16 protein-coding genes are annotated in these 22539 nt (G+C 45.1%); all 16 read left to right on the plus strand.

Features of this window, described 5'->3' with window-relative positions; all coding sequences use genetic code 11:
- Positions 1–577 precede the first annotated feature (577 nt).
- The 16 genes from spoIID (at position 578) to AC58QC_RS22525 (ending at position 22173) form a co-directional block, all read left to right on the plus strand.
- Positions 578–1624, plus strand: a complete 1047-nt coding sequence (gene spoIID / locus AC58QC_RS22450; RefSeq protein WP_497417283.1) for a stage II sporulation protein D — start codon at positions 578–580, stop codon at positions 1622–1624.
- Positions 1625–1706: 82 nt separating this feature from the next.
- Positions 1707–2444 (plus strand): peptidoglycan DD-metalloendopeptidase family protein, encoded by a 738-nt coding sequence (locus AC58QC_RS22455; RefSeq protein WP_497417284.1) that lies wholly within the window; start codon positions 1707–1709, stop codon positions 2442–2444.
- A gap of 208 nt (positions 2445–2652) precedes the next feature.
- The gene (spoIIID, locus tag AC58QC_RS22460; RefSeq protein ID WP_497417285.1) at positions 2653–2943 is read left to right on the plus strand and encodes a sporulation transcriptional regulator SpoIIID; all 291 of its coding nucleotides are present in this window, start codon (positions 2653–2655) and stop codon (positions 2941–2943) included.
- Positions 2944–3126: 183 nt separating this feature from the next.
- Positions 3127–4125 (plus strand): rod shape-determining protein, encoded by a 999-nt coding sequence (locus AC58QC_RS22465; RefSeq protein ID WP_436233409.1) that lies wholly within the window; start codon positions 3127–3129, stop codon positions 4123–4125.
- Positions 4126–4153: 28 nt separating this feature from the next.
- A complete protein-coding gene (locus AC58QC_RS22470; RefSeq protein ID WP_497417286.1) occupies positions 4154–5047 on the plus strand; it encodes a flagellar hook-basal body protein in 894 nt (297 codons plus the stop codon).
- Between the two features lie 24 nt (positions 5048–5071).
- Complete coding sequence (locus AC58QC_RS22475; RefSeq protein ID WP_497417287.1) at positions 5072–5938, plus strand: flagellar hook-basal body protein; 867 nt, start codon at positions 5072–5074, stop codon at positions 5936–5938.
- Between the two features lie 25 nt (positions 5939–5963).
- The gene (locus AC58QC_RS22480) at positions 5964–6185 is read left to right on the plus strand and encodes a DNA-directed RNA polymerase subunit beta (RefSeq protein ID WP_497417288.1); all 222 of its coding nucleotides are present in this window, start codon (positions 5964–5966) and stop codon (positions 6183–6185) included.
- A gap of 115 nt (positions 6186–6300) precedes the next feature.
- On the plus strand, positions 6301–6819 hold the full coding sequence (locus AC58QC_RS22485) for a CDP-alcohol phosphatidyltransferase family protein (protein WP_497417289.1): 519 nt from the start codon (positions 6301–6303) through the stop codon (positions 6817–6819).
- Positions 6820–6988: 169 nt separating this feature from the next.
- The gene (gene fabZ, locus AC58QC_RS22490) at positions 6989–7417 is read left to right on the plus strand and encodes a 3-hydroxyacyl-ACP dehydratase FabZ (RefSeq protein ID WP_029195635.1); all 429 of its coding nucleotides are present in this window, start codon (positions 6989–6991) and stop codon (positions 7415–7417) included.
- Positions 7418–7441: 24 nt separating this feature from the next.
- Positions 7442–9145, plus strand: coding sequence for a phospho-sugar mutase (locus tag AC58QC_RS22495; protein WP_497417374.1), 1704 nt, complete (start codon positions 7442–7444; stop codon positions 9143–9145).
- A 274-nt stretch (positions 9146–9419) separates the two neighbouring features.
- Positions 9420–11471, plus strand: a complete 2052-nt coding sequence (locus AC58QC_RS22500; RefSeq protein WP_497417290.1) for a DUF5693 family protein — start codon at positions 9420–9422, stop codon at positions 11469–11471.
- On the plus strand, positions 11444–12571 hold the full coding sequence (gene csaB / locus AC58QC_RS22505; protein ID WP_497417291.1) for a polysaccharide pyruvyl transferase CsaB: 1128 nt from the start codon (positions 11444–11446) through the stop codon (positions 12569–12571). Before AC58QC_RS22500 ends, csaB begins: the two co-directional genes overlap by 28 nt.
- A gap of 145 nt (positions 12572–12716) precedes the next feature.
- Positions 12717–13508, plus strand: a complete 792-nt coding sequence (locus AC58QC_RS22510) for a WecB/TagA/CpsF family glycosyltransferase (protein WP_497417292.1) — start codon at positions 12717–12719, stop codon at positions 13506–13508.
- Between the two features lie 135 nt (positions 13509–13643).
- Complete coding sequence (locus AC58QC_RS22515) at positions 13644–14753, plus strand: glycosyltransferase family 4 protein (RefSeq protein ID WP_497417293.1); 1110 nt, start codon at positions 13644–13646, stop codon at positions 14751–14753.
- 260 nt (positions 14754–15013) lie between these two features.
- Positions 15014–18967, plus strand: coding sequence for an S-layer homology domain-containing protein (locus AC58QC_RS22520; protein ID WP_497417294.1), 3954 nt, complete (start codon positions 15014–15016; stop codon positions 18965–18967).
- A 263-nt stretch (positions 18968–19230) separates the two neighbouring features.
- Complete coding sequence (locus AC58QC_RS22525; protein WP_497417295.1) at positions 19231–22173, plus strand: S-layer homology domain-containing protein; 2943 nt, start codon at positions 19231–19233, stop codon at positions 22171–22173.
- Positions 22174–22539: the final 366 nt, after the last annotated feature.

Raw genomic sequence — 22539 nt, forward strand, 5'->3', positions numbered from 1 at the left:
CTGACTCTCTCACTCTCGCTCAAGCTCTCATTTGAACAGTTACGCTCGCGTTTACTCGACTTTCACTCCTGCTTACTCCTACCAGCACTTGCTTCAGCTCCTACTTCTACTCCTACTCCTACTCTCTCTACCTGCCCCCATCTACCTGCAAATCCCCATGTTTAACTGTAAAAACTACAGCTAATCTCACTGCTTTTCTCACTTTGAACTAAACTAAATGGTTTCCTGTAGTTAATTTCGCGAGATTTCGCCGATAAGCCTGAATTCGTGCAAGATAGCTGTAGGTTTTCCAGCTAATCAGCTAGTTAAGGCATTTTCAACGAAAATAAATGGAGTTTTTCCAGTTAAACCGCAGCCAGCGGGGCAGTTTGTCGTTCTAGCTTGACCCGGATTCAAGGCGAACTAGTAGACTCGGAATGCGTTTATTTCGTGATCTGTCCGATTGACGGCGTCTGTTCAAGTTCTTCTCAAGCACTTCCCAGACCCTTCTCAAGTTCTATTCTATCAACCCCTCTCATAAGCTAAGACATACCAAAATTCCTGCTAGTAAACGCGCTTATGGAGGCTGCTCAGACATATGTTCAAAAAGAAACGCGTGCTCAGAAAAGGGGTCATCCTGTGGATGGCTGTTTGCTTATCTTCCATGTTGTGTGTCACTATCATTGTGCCTGGATTGCTAGTCAAGAAGATTCCGACCGACGAGGTGTACCCCATCCCAATTGCAGGCTCAACCTTGCAAGAGACTAGTGCCGAACAAGGGCTGATGATCCCTGTGTATTTAACGAAACAGGCGACCGTTCAAACCGTTCCACTAGAGCAATATGTGAGAGGTGTGCTAGCTGCCGAGATGCCTGTCGATTTCGAGCTAGAGGCACTCAAGGCACAAGCGATGGCAGCTAGAACCTATGTTGTACGTAGAGTGATAGAAAAGGATTATAGCAATATGCCGGTAAACGATGCACTTGTGACGGATACGACAGCTCATCAGGCCTATTTAACAGATCAAGCGCTCAGAGAGAAGTGGGACAAGTCCAAGTATGAAACGAATATGGCCAAGATTGATAGAGCCGTCAATGAGACCAAGGACAAAATATTGACCTATGGTCACGAACCGATCAATGCAACATTTTTCTCAACAAGTAATGGCTATACCGAGAATTCGGAAGAGTACTGGCCTTTCAAAAGTCCTTATTTGCGCAGCGTGCCTAGTCCATGGGATATCAAGCTTTCCTCTCGCTATCAAGAAAGTGTCACGATCAGTTACAAGACGCTGCTTCAGAAACTGGGGGTGACGAGCATTGCGACGACGGATACGAGCGCCAAAGGGATGAAGGTACTCTCTTGGTCTACCGGACATCGAATAAAAAGTATGACAATAGGAGGCAAGATTTTCTCTGGACGTGAGGTGAGAGAGAAGCTAGGCCTAGCATCCTCTCAATTCGCTTGGAAGTGGGCAGGCTCTCAAATTATCATTACCACGTATGGCTACGGCCACGGTGTAGGTCTCAGTCAGTGGGGAGCCAACGGAATGGCGAAGGAAGGGAAAACGGCGGAGGAGATCGTAACCTACTATTACACGGGCATCTCTATCGAAAATGCAGCTTCTTTTCTCCACAAATCTTAAACTTTCAGCGTTTCTATAAAAATATCTTTCTTCAAGTATAAAACCTTGGAATGTGTCAAGAATGGTTGATGAGGTGATAACCATGAGTGATAATAACAAAGGTTTTCAGAAAGAAGAAGCTCCTAAAACTGTTCAAGGAGCACAAGGTTCAACATCTGCATGGAAGAGGTTGCTTGCTAAGAAATGGGTATTCCCAGCGACGTATGTGGCAGCAGCAGCAATTATCTTAACCTTAATGTGGGTGTACCAGGGAGCAGGAACGAAAACAGTCAGCGAAGAAGAACTGGGTATTAAGGTTAGCAGCACGGAACAAACCGATAATCCAAGAGCACCACATGATGGGGCTGTCGCGGTTAACGGAACAGCTGAAGCGATGCAATGGCCTGTGAAAGACAGAGCTGCTGTCGAAGTGGCGATTCCTTACTATGACACCAATGCATCCAATGATGTGAAAGCAGCGGCTATGATCGAATATCTCGATCAATTGACTCCGCACACCGCAATTGACTTGAAAGCCAAAGATGGCGCAGCCTTTGATGTTCTAGCGGCACTTGGTGGTAAAGTTACAGCAGTTGAGCAAAGCCCTGTTGTAGGCAAGCTGGTTGAGATTACACACAGCAATGGCTTGATCAGTATTTACCAAAGCTTATCAGACGTGAAGGTAACAAAAGGTGCAGAAGTGAAAAAAGGCGACATCATCGCCAAAGCAGGCAGCAACGATTTCGAGAAGGAAGATGGCGTGCACTTACACTTTGAAGTGCGCCAAGTTAGCGACAATGCAGCCGTTAACCCAGAAAGCCTCTTGAACGTGAAACAATAAGATATAAGTGAAAGGCAGCGGGTACATTCCTGCTGCTTTTTCCTATTTTTCATCCGATTTGGACCCGTATAAGCGGCTAAAGCCCAAATTGCTCCATTATTTTGAAAATAAATATGGGAAATGAGCTTGTCAGGCTTGGTTACGTAGAATATCTAGTCATGCCCCTCATATACTTTACCAAACTATCTCGAGTAGGGAGGCGAGGGGAGTGCACGATTACATCAAAGAGCGAACCATTAAGATTGGTACCTGTATCGTCGAGACCAAGAATACGGTTCGCACCATTGCTAAGGAATTCGGCGTTTCCAAAAGCACGGTGCATAAGGATTTGACGGAAAGACTACCGGAAATCAACCCAGACCTGGCCAATCAGGTGAAGCACATTTTGGAGTATCACAAGTCAATTCGGCACCTTAGGGGAGGAGAAGCGACGAAAATTAAGTATCGTAAGACCCGTAATCCTAAGCCTTCCGAAGTTCTGGTTACGGTTAAGTCCTAAGATACCCTTCATCCCGAGATGTTTCCTATGTTTCCTATGTTTCCTATAACTGGGCGTGTCGAATTTTCACGGAAAAAGAGGAAAACATGCATTTATAGCGAATTTAGCTTATAATTAGAACTGTATATCAGAGCGCCGATTCTTCACGGGATGGACGGTAGGTTTAGGGAGGATTAATTAGAAATGTTCAGCAAGGATATTGGAATAGATCTCGGCACGGCAAATGTGCTTATTCATGTTAAAGGTCGCGGGGTTGTGCTTGATGAGCCATCCGTAGTTGCGATTGAAAGCGATACGAAACGCGTGCTGGCTGTAGGCGAAGAAGCCTTTCGCATGGTAGGTAGAACACCTGGCAACATCATTGCTATTCGTCCACTTAAGGACGGTGTTATCGCAGATTTTGATATTACAGAAATGATGTTAAAGCATTTTATCGCGAAAATTGGGGGCAAGAATTGGTATTCTCACCCGAGAATACTGATCTGCGCCCCTACCAACATTACCTCGGTCGAGCAGAAAGCGATTCGCGAAGCCGCTGAGCGCAGCGGTGCCCGTGAGGTATTCATGGAAGAAGAACCGAAGGCGGCAGCAATTGGCGCCGGGATGGACATCTTCCAGCCTAGCGGTAATATGGTTGTAGATATTGGCGGAGGTACGACGGATGTTGCCGTGCTATCTATGGGCGACATCGTCACCTCCTCTTCCATCAAGATTGCTGGCGACAAGTTCGACACAGCGATCATGAAGTATATCAAAAATAAGTACAAGCTGCTTATCGGTGAACGGACAAGCGAAGATATCAAGTTGAAAATTGGAACGGTATATCCACATGGGCGCGATCAAGAGATGGATATTCGCGGAAGAGATATGGTATCCGGACTTCCATTGACCATTACGATCCACTCCAGCGAGGTACAGGAAGCACTATGGGATCCGGTTTCCTCCATCGTCACTGCGGCGAAGAGCGTGCTTGAGCGGACACCTCCAGAGTTATCTGCGGATATTATTGACCGTGGTGTTATTCTGACAGGCGGCGGCGCATTGCTGCATGGTCTTGATCAATTGCTTGCGGATGAATTGAAAGTGCCTGTATTAATCGCAGAAGATCCAATGTCCTGTGTAGTTAAAGGAACAGGGATTATGCTGGATAATTTAGATAAAGTAACCAAACGCAAATTTTAGTTAGATACACTACCTAAGAGGTGACTAGATGTTAAGAGGACTTTATACCGCGGCAGCAGGGATGATTTCTGAGCAACGCAGACACGATACCATCACGAATAACATTGCCAACTTGAATTCCCCAGGCTTTAAACAGGGTAATGCCTTGTCGCGTTCGTTTCCAGAAATGCTTATCTCTACGATTCGCGGTGGACAAGGTGCCTCTCCAGCACCGCTTGGGAAGATGAGCTTAGGTGTGTTCTCCGAGGAGAGTATCTCTGTCCATACACAAGGTGATCTGCAGGAGACGCAGAATCCCTTCGACTTCGCACTCGTCTCCAATATTCAACTGCCGGGAATCACATTTGATGCAACGGGCAAGTACGTAAACGAAGACGGAGAACGGACGTTCCAACCGCAGGCGTTATTTACCGTGTTGAATCCGAATGGTGAACAACGTTACTCCTTAAACGGGAAATTCACTGTCGATGCAGCAGGCCAGCTTGTGAATGCCAACGGAGAACAAGTGCTGGGTCGGGATGGACAACCCTTGGTCTTGTTGGATGGAGCCGGGCAACCGATTTCCAATTTCAAAGTAACGGCTAAGGGCGAGTTCATGGACAGTGACGGAATTCCGATATTGGATGCGGCAAGAGCACCGATTGGCTTGATGCTTTCACGGGCAGAGAATCCGAATCTCTTGCTCCGCGAGGGGAATGGATTACTACGCATTAATCCGGGGGATGAAGCGACGATCACGCAAGTAGCGCCAGGCGATCAAGTTGAAGTACGTCAGGGCTATATCGAGCGTTCGAACGTGGATTCCGCGCAATCCATGGTGGACATGATGTCGGCGCTGCGCGCCTATGAAGCGAATCAGAAGGTCATTCAATCGTATGATAAAAGTATGGACAAAGCAGCAAACGAAGTAGGACGCGTCTAAATCTAGCTTGCGAAGGGGCCAGCCATGAACAATTCCATGATCAACTCATCGGTATCCATGCACAGCTTACAGCAAAAGCTGGATATTCTCTCCAATAACATAGCAAATGTAAATACCAATGGATTCAAGAAGAAGGAAGCCTCCTTCGAGGATGTCTTGACAAACGTTCAAGCTCAGCCCGAAGGGTTCCGCCAGCAAGGACGTTTCTCTCCGCTTGGCTTTAACCAAGGCTGGGGCTCGAGGCTAGTGCAAATTCAAACGAATTTGTCGCAAGGACCTGTACAGTCGACAGGTAATCTAACAGACTTCGCCATCCAAGGCGACGGCTTGTTCGAAGTTACTGTCAGCAAGGTGGACGAGAATGGTAATCAAGTGTTTCAACCAGCTTGGACCCGTAATGGGGCATTCAGCTTAACACCGGATGGAACTGGCGGGACAGTCCTCACGACCAAAGAAGGACACTTCATCTCAGGTACGGACGGCAACCCGATTCACGTGCCAGTTGGTTTCCGACTAGCCGTTGGGAAAGATGGTACAATTCAAGGCTACAATGAACAGGATCCATCAGCAGCACCCGTAACATTAGGTCAAATCAAGCTTGTTCGTGTGGTACGTCCACAGCTGCTTCAAGATGTAGGAGATAACCTTTATACGCTGCCATCAGGGATTACGGCGGGTGAGAAGGCGAACATCTTGCAAGATGTGAACGGCGTGGCTGCGACAGAAGCGAATCGCGTTAGCTTGCTGCAAGGATTCCTAGAGCAATCGAATGTGACACTTTCGGATGAAATGACAGACCTGGTTATTGTTCAACGCGCGCTTCAGCTGAATTCCCGGGCTATCACATCGTCCGATCAGATGATGAACATGGCTAACAATTTACGCGCTTGATCGTAGAAAGGTAGGGATAGGCTCGATGGCAGATAAGCCTGCTCCAGTCAAGAAGAAGCAGCCAAGGCCGAGATGGCAGAAGATCCTTTGGCTTATTTTCAAAATCATACGTATTCCTGTGCTCTGTGTTCTAGCTATCTATGTAGGATTATGGGTGGGCTACACGAAACTAGGACAACAGCCATCATCAGAAATCTTACATATTAGCACATGGCGGCATTTATACGATCTCGTTTTTGCAAATTAATTCGAACTCCCTCATGGGAGTTTTATTTTTATGCAAGCAGCGGTATAATGGATAAAGGCTTTATCTACCAAATCATGAAGTTTCGGATCGGATACTTAGGCGCAGGAGGAGTACCTTGAATATACCGAACATGCTCACGATCAGCAGGTTTGTACTAATCCCCGTGTACCTCGTGCTTTTTTTCAATGGCTATATCCGAACCTCCTTCATCATTCTACTCGTAGCTGGATTAACGGATATCTTAGATGGCTATATCGCTAGAACGCGTAAGTTAATCACCCCCATGGGAGTCATGTTAGACCCGCTGGCCGATAAGTGTATGCTGATTGCGGTTATCCTCTCCCTCCTCATCTCAGAGATGATTCCTTGGCAAGCAGCAGTGGCCATGTTCATACGTGATGCAGGCATGATTATTGGCTCCGCTTTTTTCCATTTCAGAGGGAAACTGACCGTTCCAGCGAATGTTATGGGGAAGCTAACGACCGTTCTCTACTATTTCGCCATCCTCTTCATTGTGTTTGAATTTACCTTTGCCGTCTCGTATTTATGGATTGTGATCGGGGTCTCCTTCTTAACATCATTTATTTATATTTTCCAGTTCCTTCTGCTAAATCGAGGGGCTAGAGCCAAATGACCATCACAGGCAAAACGGAAAAAGAGCCTATGTAGGGGTCTGTGATACAGACCTTTACATAAGCTCCCCTTATATGAACCTTCACTTCTGCAGGATATGAAGGGACCTCCCTATTGTAAGTAATTCCCTTGTATTTTATACAAGTATTCGAAAGGAGCACGAATGCACGATGCTAGATATTAACCAAATTCAAGAGATCATTCCTCACCGCCCGCCTTTTCTGCTCGTTGACCGCATTTTGGAAGTAGAAGAAGGGGTCAGAGCTGTTGGGATTAAGAATGTTACCATTAATGAACCTTTCTTCGCAGGGCACTTTCCCGGTTATCCGGTGATGCCAGGCGTTCTGATTGTTGAAGCCCTCGCTCAGGTTGGCGCTGTAGCCGTCTTGTCAATGCCGGAGTATAAAGGCAAAATTGGCCTATTCGCAGGCGCAGACGGCATTCGCTGGCGTCAACAGGTTGTGCCAGGCGATACACTTACGCTAGAAATGACCATCACACGAGTGAAAGGCACCATTGTCAAAGGTCAAGCTGTGGCTAAGGTTGGTGACAAAGTGGTAGTCGAAGGTGAGCTTATGTTCGCCCTTGCTAATAAATAGCCCATACATATAAAGGAGATGAACCTGACGACGATGACGCGTGTACAAACAGAGTATCAATTATGGCTCCAAGATCCAGCTGTCGATGAGCAAACGAAGAAAGAACTTCAAGCTATTCGGGAAGATGAGAGAGAAATCGAGGATCGCTTTTATAAAGATCTTGAATTTGGGACAGGCGGTCTCCGTGGAGTCATTGGTGCAGGTACGAATCGTATCAATGTGTACACCGTGGGACGCGCAAGCCAAGGCTTAGCGCAATATGTGAACGGAACAGGTGCGGCTAACCCTGCCATCGTTCTTGCCTATGACTCCCGTCATATGTCTCCTGAGTTCGCACTGGAATCCGCGCTTGTTTTCGCAGGTAATGGGATTAAAGCGTATCTATTCAAGACGCTGCACGCGACACCTCAGCTTTCTTTTGCCGTCAGATACTTAGGCGCGACTGCGGGTGTTGTTGTTACGGCGAGCCACAATCCGCCAGAATATAATGGCTACAAAGTGTACGGGGCAGACGGTGGGCAGTTAGTGCCTGAGTTTGCAGAGCAAGTCATTGCTCACGTACAAAGCATTGATACCTTTGATAAAGTGAAGAAGCTGTCTCAGCAAGAAGCGGAAGCGCAAGGGTTATTGGCTTGGTTAGGCGAAGATGTTGATCAGGCTTACATACAGGCCGTTACGGCCGTTAGTCAAAATCCAGACGTCATTAAGGAAATCAGCGATGATTTCCGCGTGGTGTTCACGCCGCTGCATGGCGCAGGGAATATACCGGTACGCGAGGTGTTGCAGGCCGTCGGCTTCGAACAAGTGCGTGTAGTAGCTGAGCAAGAGCTGCCTGATGCGCAGTTCTCCACCGTGAAATCACCAAATCCGGAAGAGCGCGAAGCGTTCACACTAGCCATTGCACAAGCGAAGGAATGGGATGCCGATATCATCATCGGAACTGATCCGGATGCTGACCGCATGGGAGCAGTCGTGAAGGATGCGAACGGTGAATATGTCGTCTTAACGGGTAATCAATCCGGTGCGATTATAGTGAACTATTTATTGGGGAGCATGAAAGAGCGTGGAACACTTCCTGCGAACGGCGTTGTGATCAAAACGATCGTAACCAGCGAGATGGGCGCAGTGATTGCCAACCATTACGGCATTCCAACACTGAATACGCTAACGGGCTTTAAGTATATCGGTGAAAAGATGTCGCAATTCGAACAAACGGGTGAGCATACGTACCTGTTTGGCTATGAAGAGAGCTACGGTTACCTGGCTGGCAGTTATGCAAGGGACAAGGATGCGGTCATCGCAGCCATGTTAATCGCGGAAGCTGCGGCTTATTATAAGAAGCAAGGCAAGACCCTATATGAGGTGCTTCAGGAGCTATACGAATCCTTTGGTTTCTTTTTGGAAAAACTGGAATCAAGAACACTCAAAGGGAAAGACGGCGTGGAACAAATTGGCCGCATGATGGAAGCTTGGAGAACGAATCCGCCAGCTGAGATCAGCGGTACACGCGTAAGCTCCGTTGAGGACTATGCACAAGGCATTCAGGGCTTACCTCGCGAGAACGTACTGAAGTTCAAACTAGAAGACGGTTCATGGTTCTGTTTGCGTCCATCTGGTACAGAGCCGAAGATTAAATTCTATTTCGCAGTGCAAGGGACAACAGGACCTGATGCTGCACAGCAGTTAGATGGTATTATTCAATACGTACTTAATCGTGTAGACGGATAGTGCAATAGGTGTACAAAACCTCTTCAGAACCTAAGTGAGGGATAGATCGTCTAATGAATGGCTGGATATGAAATCTACCATGCATTGGGCGTATTTCCCGCGTTTGGGGCGGAGAGGTTTTCGAATGTATACGGGATCGGAAAGTAACGAAATAAACGACTCCGCCGTCCTTCTTGGACGGTAGCGTTTATCTAGAAATATAGCCGACTTATCCTGTGAAGCATTTAAATGCTATGTTTATAAAAAGTACATGCTCTAAGGAGTGGACGAACTAGTGAATTTGTATCAAACCTGGAATAACCCGTTAAGAAATATTTTGTGGTGGATCGTGATTTTAGGGATGCTGATCTCCTTGCCTCTTGCCTACACACGTCACCAAACCGAAACCTCGGCGAACCAAGTTGAATTTGTTTTTGACTATCGCGACCTGCTGGATATTTCTGATGTGCAGACGAATCCGCAGAGCTTTGTGAACACAGAGCTGAAGAACATGAAAGCCGCGGGCATAAGCTCTATGGCTGTTTATGAAAGTACATTAGGGGAGTTCAAGGAGAGCCGTCGCATCGAGATGTATAGCTCACGTGACGCGGCCATGCTGACCCAAACACCTGGCGACCCGAGTGAGAATTTCACGTATGTGCTGTTCGCGGATAGCCAGACTCAGCAGAAGCTTGAACCGCTTATCCAAAAAACGTTCGCAGATCTTAAGGTTGTTGTGAAGCCGTGGAGCTTCAAGAGTCGTAATGGTCTCATCATTCAGATGAGCATGGATGACGCCTCCATTAAAGCGATGGATCCGGACCCGATCACGTTGCAAACGTTGAAAGATCAAGGCTTCCAAATCGTCGTACGCTTATCGAACCGCAGACCGTTTAATACCAATGAGATGGATGCCATGCTGAAGCAGTTCCATGATCTTGGTGTGAAGCGAATTATTGTGGACGGAAATGAAGTCCCTGGGTATACCGAAGAGAATACAGAAGTTAACTTGAATAAGATGGCCGATTTGCTCCATAAAAATGGTATCGGACTCGCGGCGATTGAGCTGTTGAAGGAGCCGCAAAAAGGCTTCAGCACATTAGCCAAACAAACGAATTACAACGTCGTACGCCTGCACTCTTTTACAGAGAAGGATGGCGAAAAGCTGACAGAGCCGCTCAAGAAATCCGAGCTTGCTGACCGTATTCAAGGGGTGTCTGACCGACTTGTTTTGGCTGTGAAGGATCGGAATATCCGTATGGTGTTTCTGAATGCCAAACCAGTGAAAAGTTTAGACAAAGGCAAGGTTGTTGATCCGCTTTCGTCCTATTATGCAGCCCTGCAGGGCAAAGATGGCGCAATTCCGCGTATCCAAGACGTAGGCTTTACGTTAGGGCCAGCTGAGCCTTTCGATGTACATACAACAGGTTGGCAGAAGATTGCTCGTTTCTTCTTACTGTTAGGCGGACTTAGCTTGATTGTTTGGATGATTTCGTTCTTCTTGCCTGAATTGACGATTGTTTTCTTCGTTGTGGGCTTGCTTGGTTTAGTGGCCTTACATACGCTTTCTGCGAATCTGTATGCACAAGGACTTGCGTTGGCGACGGCCATTAGCGCACCTAGCGTTGCAGTCATGCTGGCCATTCGATCGGTCCGTTCAGGTGTTGCAGCCAGATGGAAATCAGGACTCGCCTACGGACTATGGCAGCTGCTTCGAACATCGCTAATTTCATGCTTCGGTGTCGTTTATGTCGTAGCGCTACTGAATCATGTAACGTATTCCTTGGTGCTGCAACAATTCAGAGGCGTTGGGATGCTGCATTTGCTTCCAATTGGCATTGTTGGTCTGTATCTCTTGTTCTTTAGTGAGAATAATACGTATAAGGAAAAGATCGCGAATATTCGAAAATTGCTTTCTTCCTATATAAGTGTGTTGTGGATCGTGATTGCAGGCGTAGCACTTGCAGCTGTCTTCTACTACTTGTCTCGTACGGGGAATGAAGGACAAGCTTCCTCTATCGAGAAGTTATTCCGTTCTTTCTTGGAAAATACATTAGGCGTGCGTCCACGAACAAAAGAATTCTTGGTGGCCCATCCGATCTTCTTGCTGGGTGCGTACTTGTCAGTCCGCTATCGCCATGCTGTATATTTACTCTTCATCGGCGTTGTTGGCCAGCTTTCCTTAGTGGATACGTTTGCTCATCTGCATACGCCGTTGCACATCTCCCTGATCCGTATCTCCTACGGACTTGTACTAGGTGCTTTGATCGGACTAGTCCTTATTGCAGCTTGGGAAATACTCACAAGGAGTTGGAAACGATGGGTACAGCCCCAATTGTCAAAATAGCGTTATCCGGCTACTACGGCTTCGATAATAGCGGGGATGAGGCTGTGCTGCAGTCGATTTTGTTCGCTTTGAAAGAGCAGGGCGAGGCGCAGGGTGTTCAGGTTGAACCAATCGTGCTTTCGGCCAATCCAGAGAAAACTACAGAGATGTACGAGGTGAAGGCTTACCATCGGATGAAGCCAGGTTCACTCCTACGAGCTTTGCGCGAATCGGATGGTCTAATCAGCGGAGGTGGCAGCTTATTGCAGGATGCCACCAGCTCGAAGACGATCCCGTATTACTTGGCCGTTTTGAAAATTGCTCAATGGCTCGGGAAGCCAACGTTTATTTATTCGCAAGGCATCGGGCCTGTTAGCCGGCCGATGTTCTTTGGCTGGATCCGCAGCGTGTTCAAGCGCTGCGCCTTCGTGTCGGTCCGCGATACGGAGTCCGCGGAGCTGCTTGGGAAGATGCGTCTCCCGCGGGAGCGCATCACGGTCGTGCCCGACCCGGTGATGGGCTTGCCCCTCCGGGATAGTGTGGTGGACACGCCTAGTGGTGGCGTGTCTGAGGGCGCGGTGCGGACGATTGGCGTGTCCGTCCGCTTCTGGAACGAGGACCGCTCCGAGCTGGAAGCTCTCGCGCGGTCCCTGCAAGAGCTGCTCGCAGCACGCACGGATGTGCAGCTGCGGTTCTTGCCCTTCCACCTCCCCTCGGATGAGGTGGCGTCGCAGTTCGTGATCGACCGCTTGGGCGATCACGGTGGGCGTGCGGAGATGGTGCGTGGCATCACGCATCCGCAGGATATGCTCGCGCAGGTCGCGGCGTGCGACCTGCTGATCGGGATGAGGCTGCATTCTTTGATTTATGCAGCCTCGCAGTTCGTGCCTATGGTGGGAATCTCGTACGATCCGAAGATCGACCAGTTCCTCCATAGGCTTGGTATGAAAGCCGCCGCATCGACAGCTCGCTTCGACGCGCAGGTGTTTACCGAGGAGGCGCTGGGCCTCCTCGATGCTCGCGAGCAGTGGGCGGCGTCAAGCCGCGCCGCCATCGAGCAGCTGAAGGCGCAAGCGCAGCTGCCTGCGCAGCGGATCATTTCCTTTTACAAAAGGAAATAATCTTCTGCCCTGAAGCGGAACTTAGTGCGCTATTTCTGCATTGATCGCCTTTTCTACGGTGCAAGGGAATGTAGATTTCCATCCACATTCCACCAACTAGCAACCAAAACTTAACCTACAACGTCAATAATAAGGAAGAGATATAATGAGCTCGACTTCAGTAACGAATGGACCAGCAGCACTGGCGTCCTTACAAGCTATACCGAAGGTACGTATCTACGGCGTGCCGATCTCCAAAATGAGTATGAAACAAACCGTCGATTACTTATCCAAAGTTATCGAATTGAAGCAGCCGCATCAGGTTATCACCGCCAATCCCATTATGGTCATGGCTGCACAGGACGATCCTTCTTATCTAAGCATGATGCAGCGCGCGGAGCTAATCGTTCCTGATGGAACAGGCGTCGTATGGGCTGCTAGTCGAGTCGGCCAACCTGTTGCTGAGAGAGTGCCAGGCTATGATTTGATCCATGAGCTCATGAAAGTTGGGGAGAAGAAGGATTGGAAGGTATACTTACTTGGGGCTTCTGATGAAGTCATTCAAGCCGCGGCTGAGAAAATCCGCACAACATATCCGAAGATTAATCTCGTCGGAGTCCGTGACGGCTATTTCGGTGATGCCGAGGATGCGGAAGTGATCCGGGCCATCAATGCTGCTGCACCAGACCTGCTTCTAGTAGGAAGAGCGGCGGCGAATCAGGAGCCTTGGATTGGGAAATACAAAGAACAATTGGGTGTGCCTGTCATGATGGGAGTCGGCGGAAGTTTCGATGTGCTTTCGGGCAAGCTAAAACGAGCACCCGTATTTTTTCAAAAATTACGTCTGGAATGGTTTTACCGCCTTCTTCAGGAGCCTTGGCGCTATAAGAGAATGCTTCTACTCCCGAAATTCGCAGTGAAAGTGATGCGTGACAAAGAAAAAGTCACCAAATCATGAAAAAATCTATGAAAATTGGCTGAAAACGGTCATTTCAGATGAATTTAGCAGTAGTATTTGTGACGGAATGGGAGTATAATTCATTTCGGCGGTCACCAGCCTGCCACCCATGATAAGAGGAGCTGTGAAGAAGACATGTATGGATTATATGCGATAGGGTTTATTGCTGCGTGCGTTATGGCGTTGTTGCTGACACCCCTGGTCAAAAAATTCGCCTTCTATGTAGGAGCTGTTGATGCCCCGAACCATCGGAAGGTTCATACGCGAATTATGCCGCGTCTAGGAGGATTAGCGATTTTCCTTGCGTTCGTCGGAGCTTATTTCATCGTCTCTCCAGCACTTGATGCCGTGAACTCAGATGCTGCTTTCGGACTTCTGCTCGGAGGCTTTGTGATTGTTGTCACAGGAGCCCTAGATGATCGCTTTCAACTATCTCCCAAATGGAAACTGTTAGGCCAGCTCATCGCTGCCTGTATCGTTGTCTCCTTTGGACTCAAAATAGATTTAGTCAATATTCCATTTGGTGAAACTAATCTGCCAATTGGCTGGTTGAGTATCCCGATTACGATATTATGGATTGTCGGCGTATCGAATGCGATTAACTTGATAGATGGCCTTGATGGCTTGTCAGCAGGTGTATCGGGTATCGCAACAACAACAATTCTCGTTCTTGCCCTAATGATGGGTAATGTAACTGTTATTTTACTTTGTGTGATTTTGCTAGGAAGTATTTCAGGCTTCATGTTCTTTAACTTCCATCCAGCCAAAATCTTCATGGGCGACTCTGGCGCCTTGTTCCTGGGCTTCGCCCTCGCAACGCTATCGATTCTCGGCTTTAAGCAAGCGGCTGTCGTTTCACTTTTAATTCCGATTATGATTCTAGGCGTGCCATTATCTGATACATTCTTCGCAATGCTCCGTCGTTATGTGAATAAACTGCCGATCTCGGCACCGGACAAAAGTCACTTGCATCACTGCTTATTGCAAATGGGCTTCAGCCATCGTACAAGCGTTCTGATCATCTATGGAATTGCTGCGATTTTCGGTGGCAGCGCGGTAGTCTGCTCGGTATTTATTTCCCAAGACTCTACTTGGGGATTGATCATGATTATAGTAGCGTTGTTCCTCGTTATGCTTGTAGGAGCAGAGGCCATTGGTATCATAAGCAAAAGCCGCAAACCAGTGATCAACTTCCTACAAAGGTTAGTTGGTAAGCAAGTGCAGAGCGATCGCTTAGGGAAATAAATATTCATCTCATTTCATATGACTTATCAAACCCAGCCCTCGTGGCTGGGTTTTTCTTACTTTCAAGGATTCTCTCTAAACATTTCCAAGTAATCTACCGATAAGTAATGTACAGTAACTTTTGGCGGTCAGCCGCGTCTAATCTTGTGGAATGTTAGAAGAATATGGGAGGGATTGTCGAAATCTAGTCTTACATAGAGTTATAAGGATTGACCTGCCGGATGCTAACAACATTTATATAACATAAGGAGGAACTCGTTTTGAAAAAACTGCATACCAAATGGGCAAGTATCGTACTGATCATGACTTTAATGATTAGTTTAATGCCTGCTATGACTGCGAGCGCAGCTTCAACGCTTGTTATTAAGAATCTTTACACAGGGACTGATAATGCCGGTACATCCTTGGCCAAGCCAACGGATAACAATTTAGTTACACGAATCACGCAATTACCTTTTACATTAAATGTAGAAACAACAAATGTAACAGATTCACAGATTCCATCCATCTATTTCGAAATTACGAATATCAATTCAGGCGCTGTGACAACAGAGAAAAACAACAAAGCGGTTGTTACTGGAACGAATCTTGTGAAATTCGATAATATCCAGTTAACAGAAGGCTTAAATAAAGTCGTCGTTTACCTGGGAGAGTCAAATGCAATTGCATCTGCACCAGGATGGCTTTACTACGCCCCAACGACCAATTTATCCGATATTACGGTAAATAACGCTCAACTGGAAGAAGGAAAGATCTATCCGATTGACCGTGGTCCTCTGAAAGCAGGGACAACAGGTATTCAAATTAAAACGAAGGCATCCAATGCTAGTGCTGTTCAAGCTACATTAACTGGCGATAGTCTGCCTAAACAAGGCTTCAAAAGTAATGATGGTTACTTCTATTTCACAGGGGACGACAAGAACAAATCATCTTCTACATGTGCTTCTGTTACCAGCTTCTGTTTGAATCCAGGTGACAACATGATTAGCTTCATTGCGAACAATGATACGAATAAATATCAAGTAGTTAAAAAACTTTGGTACGATAATGGCCAGCCGTTTGCTTTTAACGGAAAAATACAGGATACGGCAGGGTTATTACCTCAAAAAGACTTAATTACGATTCCAACATTCCAAACAAGTGCCTTAACTTTCACGGCTAGTGTAAAAAGTGATTTAGAAACATCAGGTTCCTTGCGATACCGCTATGTAGATGTGGCTGTTAACGACGCTTCTGTGGCAACAATTGATTTAGGTGATCCTAGTGATCTTCTACCAACAACGGTATCAGGAGTCACCTACTCTGCATCTAAAAACAACTCATTGACTCGAAACAATGAATATCTGGTGAAAGACTTGAAGGTTGCCATATCAACTATTACTACTGTTGCCGCGAATGAGCAGCGTCTAACATTTACTTTCAGAGATGTTACTAATAGCCTAATTCCAGCCATCACAGAATATAAATTTAAATATGTAGATCCTAGTCATCCATACATCGATAAATCAACCATAAGTAATGGAACGATTGAAAATGAACTTAGCTTAAGTGATGCAACACTAGTGAATGAGCTTCCTGCTGACATTCACGTGTATGCAAATAGCGAAACTCGCGCAATCAAAGCTCTGATTGATGGGGTATATTACCCTGAACCAATAGTAAGGACACTTGATGCTGCGACCGGTATGTACAAGTATGACCTAAGACTACAAGGCATAACTGATGGTAACAAGAAATTAAGTATTGAGCTCTATAGTGACGCTGGGGCAACAACGCCGAAGTACAGCACAGTTGATTATAAGTTGAGCATAAGTAACGCTCCTTATGTCTTGGTTAATAATATTTCTAACAGTATGACGATTAAAAATATCAAAAACTTAAAATGTGGAGCTACAGAAGCGTGTATTTCGGGTAGACTTGTTAACTTCTATCAAGATCCAGTAACAGCCCCTGCGGTACCTGTTAATAAAGTAGAAGTATCTATGAACGAAAGTGTTTATACGCTTGATTCTAGAACTGTTGAAGCGATATTTGGAAAAGTTCCTTCAACACCAACGATTCCAGGAACATTGAATACATTTACTCTACCATTGAATTCCTTTAATGCTGATCTTACGAAGGTAATGGTAGAAGGTAAAAATACGTTGAAGTTCAAAATTTACGTCAATAATGTATTTATTACAGAACAGTCATATGACATCTATTTATTCTCAACAGATGCTCCTCAATTTACAGCTATTAAGCCTGTGGAGAGTGGTACATCAGGAACTCAATTTATCGCCAACAGTGATCCTGATACTTACACAACGACGCAGCGTACTGTTTCTTTTGACGGGCTATATTCAAGTCTAGACGCAAATGGAACGGCCTCACCAATTAAAGCTTTAACCTTGGTTGTACATACGAAAGATGCCAAGGGAGATGCGTTAGTTTATCAGCAAACGATAGGTAGTTCCAGCTCGATTGCTGTTATCGACCAAACAGCGAATTCGCAATCAGTGACTTCAGCTGGTAATGCTGATTACTTTACTTCAATTAGTAGCACAAACTTTAAAACAACAGCTTTTAAATTGCTGGATGACTCAGATGTTGTATTTGAGTTTAGAATCACCAATAATTCTAATATCACAGCAACGAAGTCTATTACTATTACAAGGCAGAATGTTCCTTACACGGTTGTTCAACCTCTCTTGATTAAGAACCCTAAAGGGGAGTTACAATCTAACATCAATAGTGATTTTTATAACATCATTATTGAAGCTGAGAATGCGGATAGTGTTTTCTTCGATAAGAATGAAGCAACCAAACGTACAGTGAATTCCGTGGATCAATATTTATATCAAGTTACTAATTTGAAGCCTGGTGCAAATCAAATCAAATTTACTATTAATCGTAATGGGGCTAAAGTGAATGGTAGTTTTATTCTCTTCAATACCAATACCAATGTTCAGGGTGCAGCCACGCTTCAAAATATGAATAGTAAGTTTAAACTCTTTAATAGTGGATTACAGCTATCTTTCCCTAAAGACACTAAATTAATGAGAAATGTACCGGATAGCAATAACAATCAGTATATTACAACAGGACGTAAGATCTTGTTTGGTATCGCGGATACAGATGATGGTCGAGTAGATAAAGCACTATTTCCTGTACCGAATGGGTATTATAAATCTAAAATTAGCGCCAAAATTGTAGAAGATACATTCCATGCAGCAAGTAATCTGTACTATATGGACGCAGGTTTCATTCCAGCGCCAAATTCAACTACAACAACAGCTGATGATTTAACTAATGGGCTTAACGGCACGGGCGTTGATCCGTATGACACAACGAACTCAGGAAGAGCATATTTTAACCGTCTCAACGATGAGATCGTTGTACCTACACAAGATGGAGAATTGACACTGCAGTTTGATCCAGCCATTCGTCAAGATGCTGGAAAGTACATCACTGTGTTCTTCTACGATATATATGCGAATTATTCCAATACAACAGACTATGGCTGGAGGAACCTCGGCGGCGTTGTAGATACCAAAAACAACACGATCACAGTGCCATTCCGAAAGTTCGGCTACTATCAAGTTATGTATATGGATCGCAGCTTCGATGATATGACAGGGCACTCATTCGCAAGAAATGAGCTCGAGACACTGTACTCCAAAGGTTTAATGAGAGCGAAAACTACGTTCTCTTTTGGCCCGAATGATTACATTACACGTGGCGAGTTTGCTCAAGTATTGGTTAAAATCTTTAAGCTTCCATTGAACTACGCGGGTAGCTCAACATTCTCGGATGTTCTCAAAATTGATAACGCAATAGGCATGCTTTATGACTATAAGTATGTTGAGACAGCCGCGAGAGCGGGTATTATTCGTGGTCAAGCGAGCAATAGATTTAACCCAGGCGGATCCATTACGCGCCAAGACGCTGCTGTAATGATCGCTAGGGCGGCCGAAATGAAAATGAACACTGATCTTAATAAGTCCCTAATCACATTGCAAAAAGCATTTACGGATGGCGACAGAATTGAGTCCTATTCCAGACCTGCTGTAGAAGCAGTGTCTAAAGCGGGGCTAATCGAAGGAATTCCAAACGCTTTACTTCCAGGAGAGAAGAAAGAAACAGTGCGATTTGACCCGACTGAGCTGCTTACACGCGCACAAGCATCCATAATCGGATATCGTGTGATGAAGCAACAGAAGATGGTTCCTTAAATTTAAAGTAACAAACAGACCCAGCACTTAAAACGTGTTGGGTCTGTTTGTTATACACAGAATGACTGTTGGTAAATAGTTAGCAATGAAAAATCGTATAGAGTATCGTATACTAAATTTGTAGCCGAGATGATAGACGCGAAGCTACACGCGAAACAAACATTGATTCATCCGAATAGGAAATAGGAATCAGATTATCAGTCGCCCCGTTGGTTATAAGTTTTTTTAAAAAAACTTTCAAATATTAGGAGGAAATAACCTTTATGAAGAAAACCCTATCCGTAGTTCTTACGTCCGCCATGGCTCTTTCCATGTTCTCATCCGTAGCATTTGGTAAAACATCTGCAGATTTCACGGACTTGAAAGACCTTGACGCAGCAACAAAAGCGAAGTTCGACGCAATGATCTCCGCTGAGATCTTTGACGGTGTGAGCGACACAACTTTCGGTCTTAAAGACGAAATGAACCGCGCGCAATTTGCGAAAGTAGCAGCATTGATCATGGGTCTTGACGTAAACAAGGATCTTAAAACTTCAAGCTTCAAGGATGTTAGTGTGTCCGACGCGGCTAATGGTTATGCACTTCCTTACATCGAAGCTTTGAAAACAGCTAACGTAACTGACGGATATGCAGAAGGCATGTACAACCCGGCTGGTAAAGTAACGAAAGAACAATTAGCAACTTTCTTGGTTCGTGTTCTTGGTAAAGACGGAGAAGCTAAAACATTGACTGGTACAGATAAAACTGTTTCTGGCTGGGCACAAGGTTATGTAGCTGAAGCATTGAAATTGAACCTTTTAGCTAACAATGGTGACGGCACTTTCGGCGGTATGGTTAACGCAACTCGCGATTTACTAGTTAGCGGCGCATACGAAGCTAAGCAACAATTTGTACCGGCTGGTAAAGTATCAGTGACAGGAGCAAAAGCGACTGGTTTCCAACAAGTAACCGTGACATTTAACAAACCTGTAGACACAGATAAAGCTAAAATTACTTTAACAAAAGGCACTGCAGATGTAACAACAACAGTTAAATTTGCTAATGACAAGAAATCGGCTGTACTGACCTTGACTGATGTAAAAGTAACTGAAGGCAGCTACACAGCAACACTTTCAGGTTTGGATGCAGCTGGTGTCGATAAAACAACAGCAACGTTTACAGCTGAAAATGAAAAAGTAACAAAATTGAGCTTTGTAAATGCAAGTGATAAAATTGCTAAATCTGCTAAAGTTGTTGTAAAAGTAAAAGCAGAGAACCAATATGGTGAAGTAGCTTCAATCAATGGTGGTAGCTATACAGCGTATGTATCAGGTGTTTCCCAAACATTGACCCGTAACGATGATACAGGTTTGTTAGAAATTACGCTTAACACAAGTGCAAATCAATCTGAGATTGATGTAATCCCTGTGAATGTATTCTTAACAAACACTTCTGTATCTGTACAAAAAACATTCAAAGTTGGAACTGAGCCATACGTAACGAAAATTGAGTTAGGTACAGTGAAATATCCAGCGGGTAAAACAGCACTTTCCAGCGAAGGCGATGTTGCAGAAATTGGAATCACTCGTTACGATCAGTATGGTGATATTGTTCCTAAGGCAGCAATCCCAGCAAATCGCACAGAATATAGTGCTGTGATCACACCTAATAACTTTGAAGCTCTTAAACTTGTAAATAGCGATTATGATACTGTGAAAATAAACTTGGATAAAAAGCTTGAAAAAGCAGGAGACTACACAGCAACAATTTATGTTGGCTCTGCAAGTGCAACAGTTACAGTAAAAACGGATGCTTCTAAAGTAGCAAACAAAGTAGAGTTCGGTACCTTTACAGGTGTACTAGCTCATGGCGACACGGATAAGTACATTCCTATTGTTGCTTTTGATGCAAATGGTGCGAAATTGACTGCACAAGAAATCGCTGATCAAGCGGCAGCAAACAGATTCACTCTATCCATCTCTGGTGCAACAGCTGCAACAGGACATAATGGAAACGACGCGATTGTTCAAACGGGCGAACACAAAGGACAAATCAAGCTTAATTCGATCCAAGCTTCCGCAAACAGCGTAGTCTTTATAAATGTAGGTATCTACTCTGCAAATGTTCAAAGCAATGCGCAACAAAGTTTTAAAATTCAAGAAGCTCGTAAACCGGAAACATTGGTACTTGATGGTAACAAGCCAGCTCAACAAGCATTGATTGGCGGCACAACAACTGTAAAATGGTTTGTAAAAGATCAATATGGTGAGAAATTAGGTAAAACAATTGCTGATTACGATGGCGACTATAAAGTTGTTGTTACAATCACAGGAAGCAATTTTGCAAAATTCACAGGTCTAGAAACAACTGTTGTTAACCAAGAAGGACCAAAAGTTTATGAGTACACAGCAACTCATCTTGAAGATTTGAACAACAAAGGTCTTACATTTACAGCCGCGGGTGTAGGGACAGCTAAAGTAGAAGCTAAACTGATTCAAAACCCAGGTGCTACAAAACAAAATATTTTGAAAACTGTGGATAGCTCCATGGAAGTTGTTGCGGATAGCACTGACTTGACGTACAGCATCAAACCAGTAAGTGACATGTATGCGACATTGGATAGTGATTTCGTTGCAAACAGCGAGAAAGGACTTACTTCCGCAACAGAATGGGCATTTAATGGCAGCCTAGGAAGAAAAGTAGAAATTACAGCGAAAAACAAATCCGGAGAAGCAGTTGCAATTGCTGCAGGCCGAGTAGTTAGCGCTTCTTCCTCTGATCCAAACGTAGCAAAAGTAGTACAAGACGCTGGTGATGCGGTAATCGTAGGTAACAAAGCTGGTAAAGCGACGATTACAGTTGTATACAAATTGGCTAACGGAACTACGAAAGACGAGGCAATGACGGTTACTGTTAAAGCGGATCAAGTAGTAGCTACAGCAATTACAGCTGCTGGATCTAATGACATCACAATGCCAACGACGCCAGTTGCTGCATACACTTTGTTGCCAGACCTGAAAGTCGTTGATAACTACGGTGTTGAATATACAGGTGCTGAGCTAGTGAGATACGCAGGCCTACTTGGTGTACAATATCTAGTAACTAACGTAACAGGCGGAGAAGTAACTGTGAATGCTAACGGTACGATCACCGTTGGGGCAGGTGTAACTGAGTTCACTATTAAAGCAATTGCAAATGGGAAATCCGTTACAACACTGGTTAACTAATCTTAAGGCATGAAATAAGCGGAGGAGGCCCTTATGGGTCTTCTCTTTTTGTTTGAAGGTATGTCGACTGGAAAATACTTATCAATGAAATCACGTATACAATGTCGTATACTAAGTTTGTAGCCGAGGTGATAGACGCGAAGCTACACGAGAGCAAAGAAGTGAAGTGCTAATATTTTTTGAAGTAAATCGCAACTTTTATGAAACTCCTGCGTTTAATACTTTGAAACACTCAGTAAGCTAGCAAAAGTTATACATGGATACAGTATTGAAAATAGTTCTTTACGATCCAGAGTGATCAATGTATAATGTAAATTGGTCTAGGTTCCTATTTTATTTCATTACAGTTTACTAGTTTCAAATGTA

Source organism: Paenibacillus sp. J22P51 (assembly GCF_059692215.1).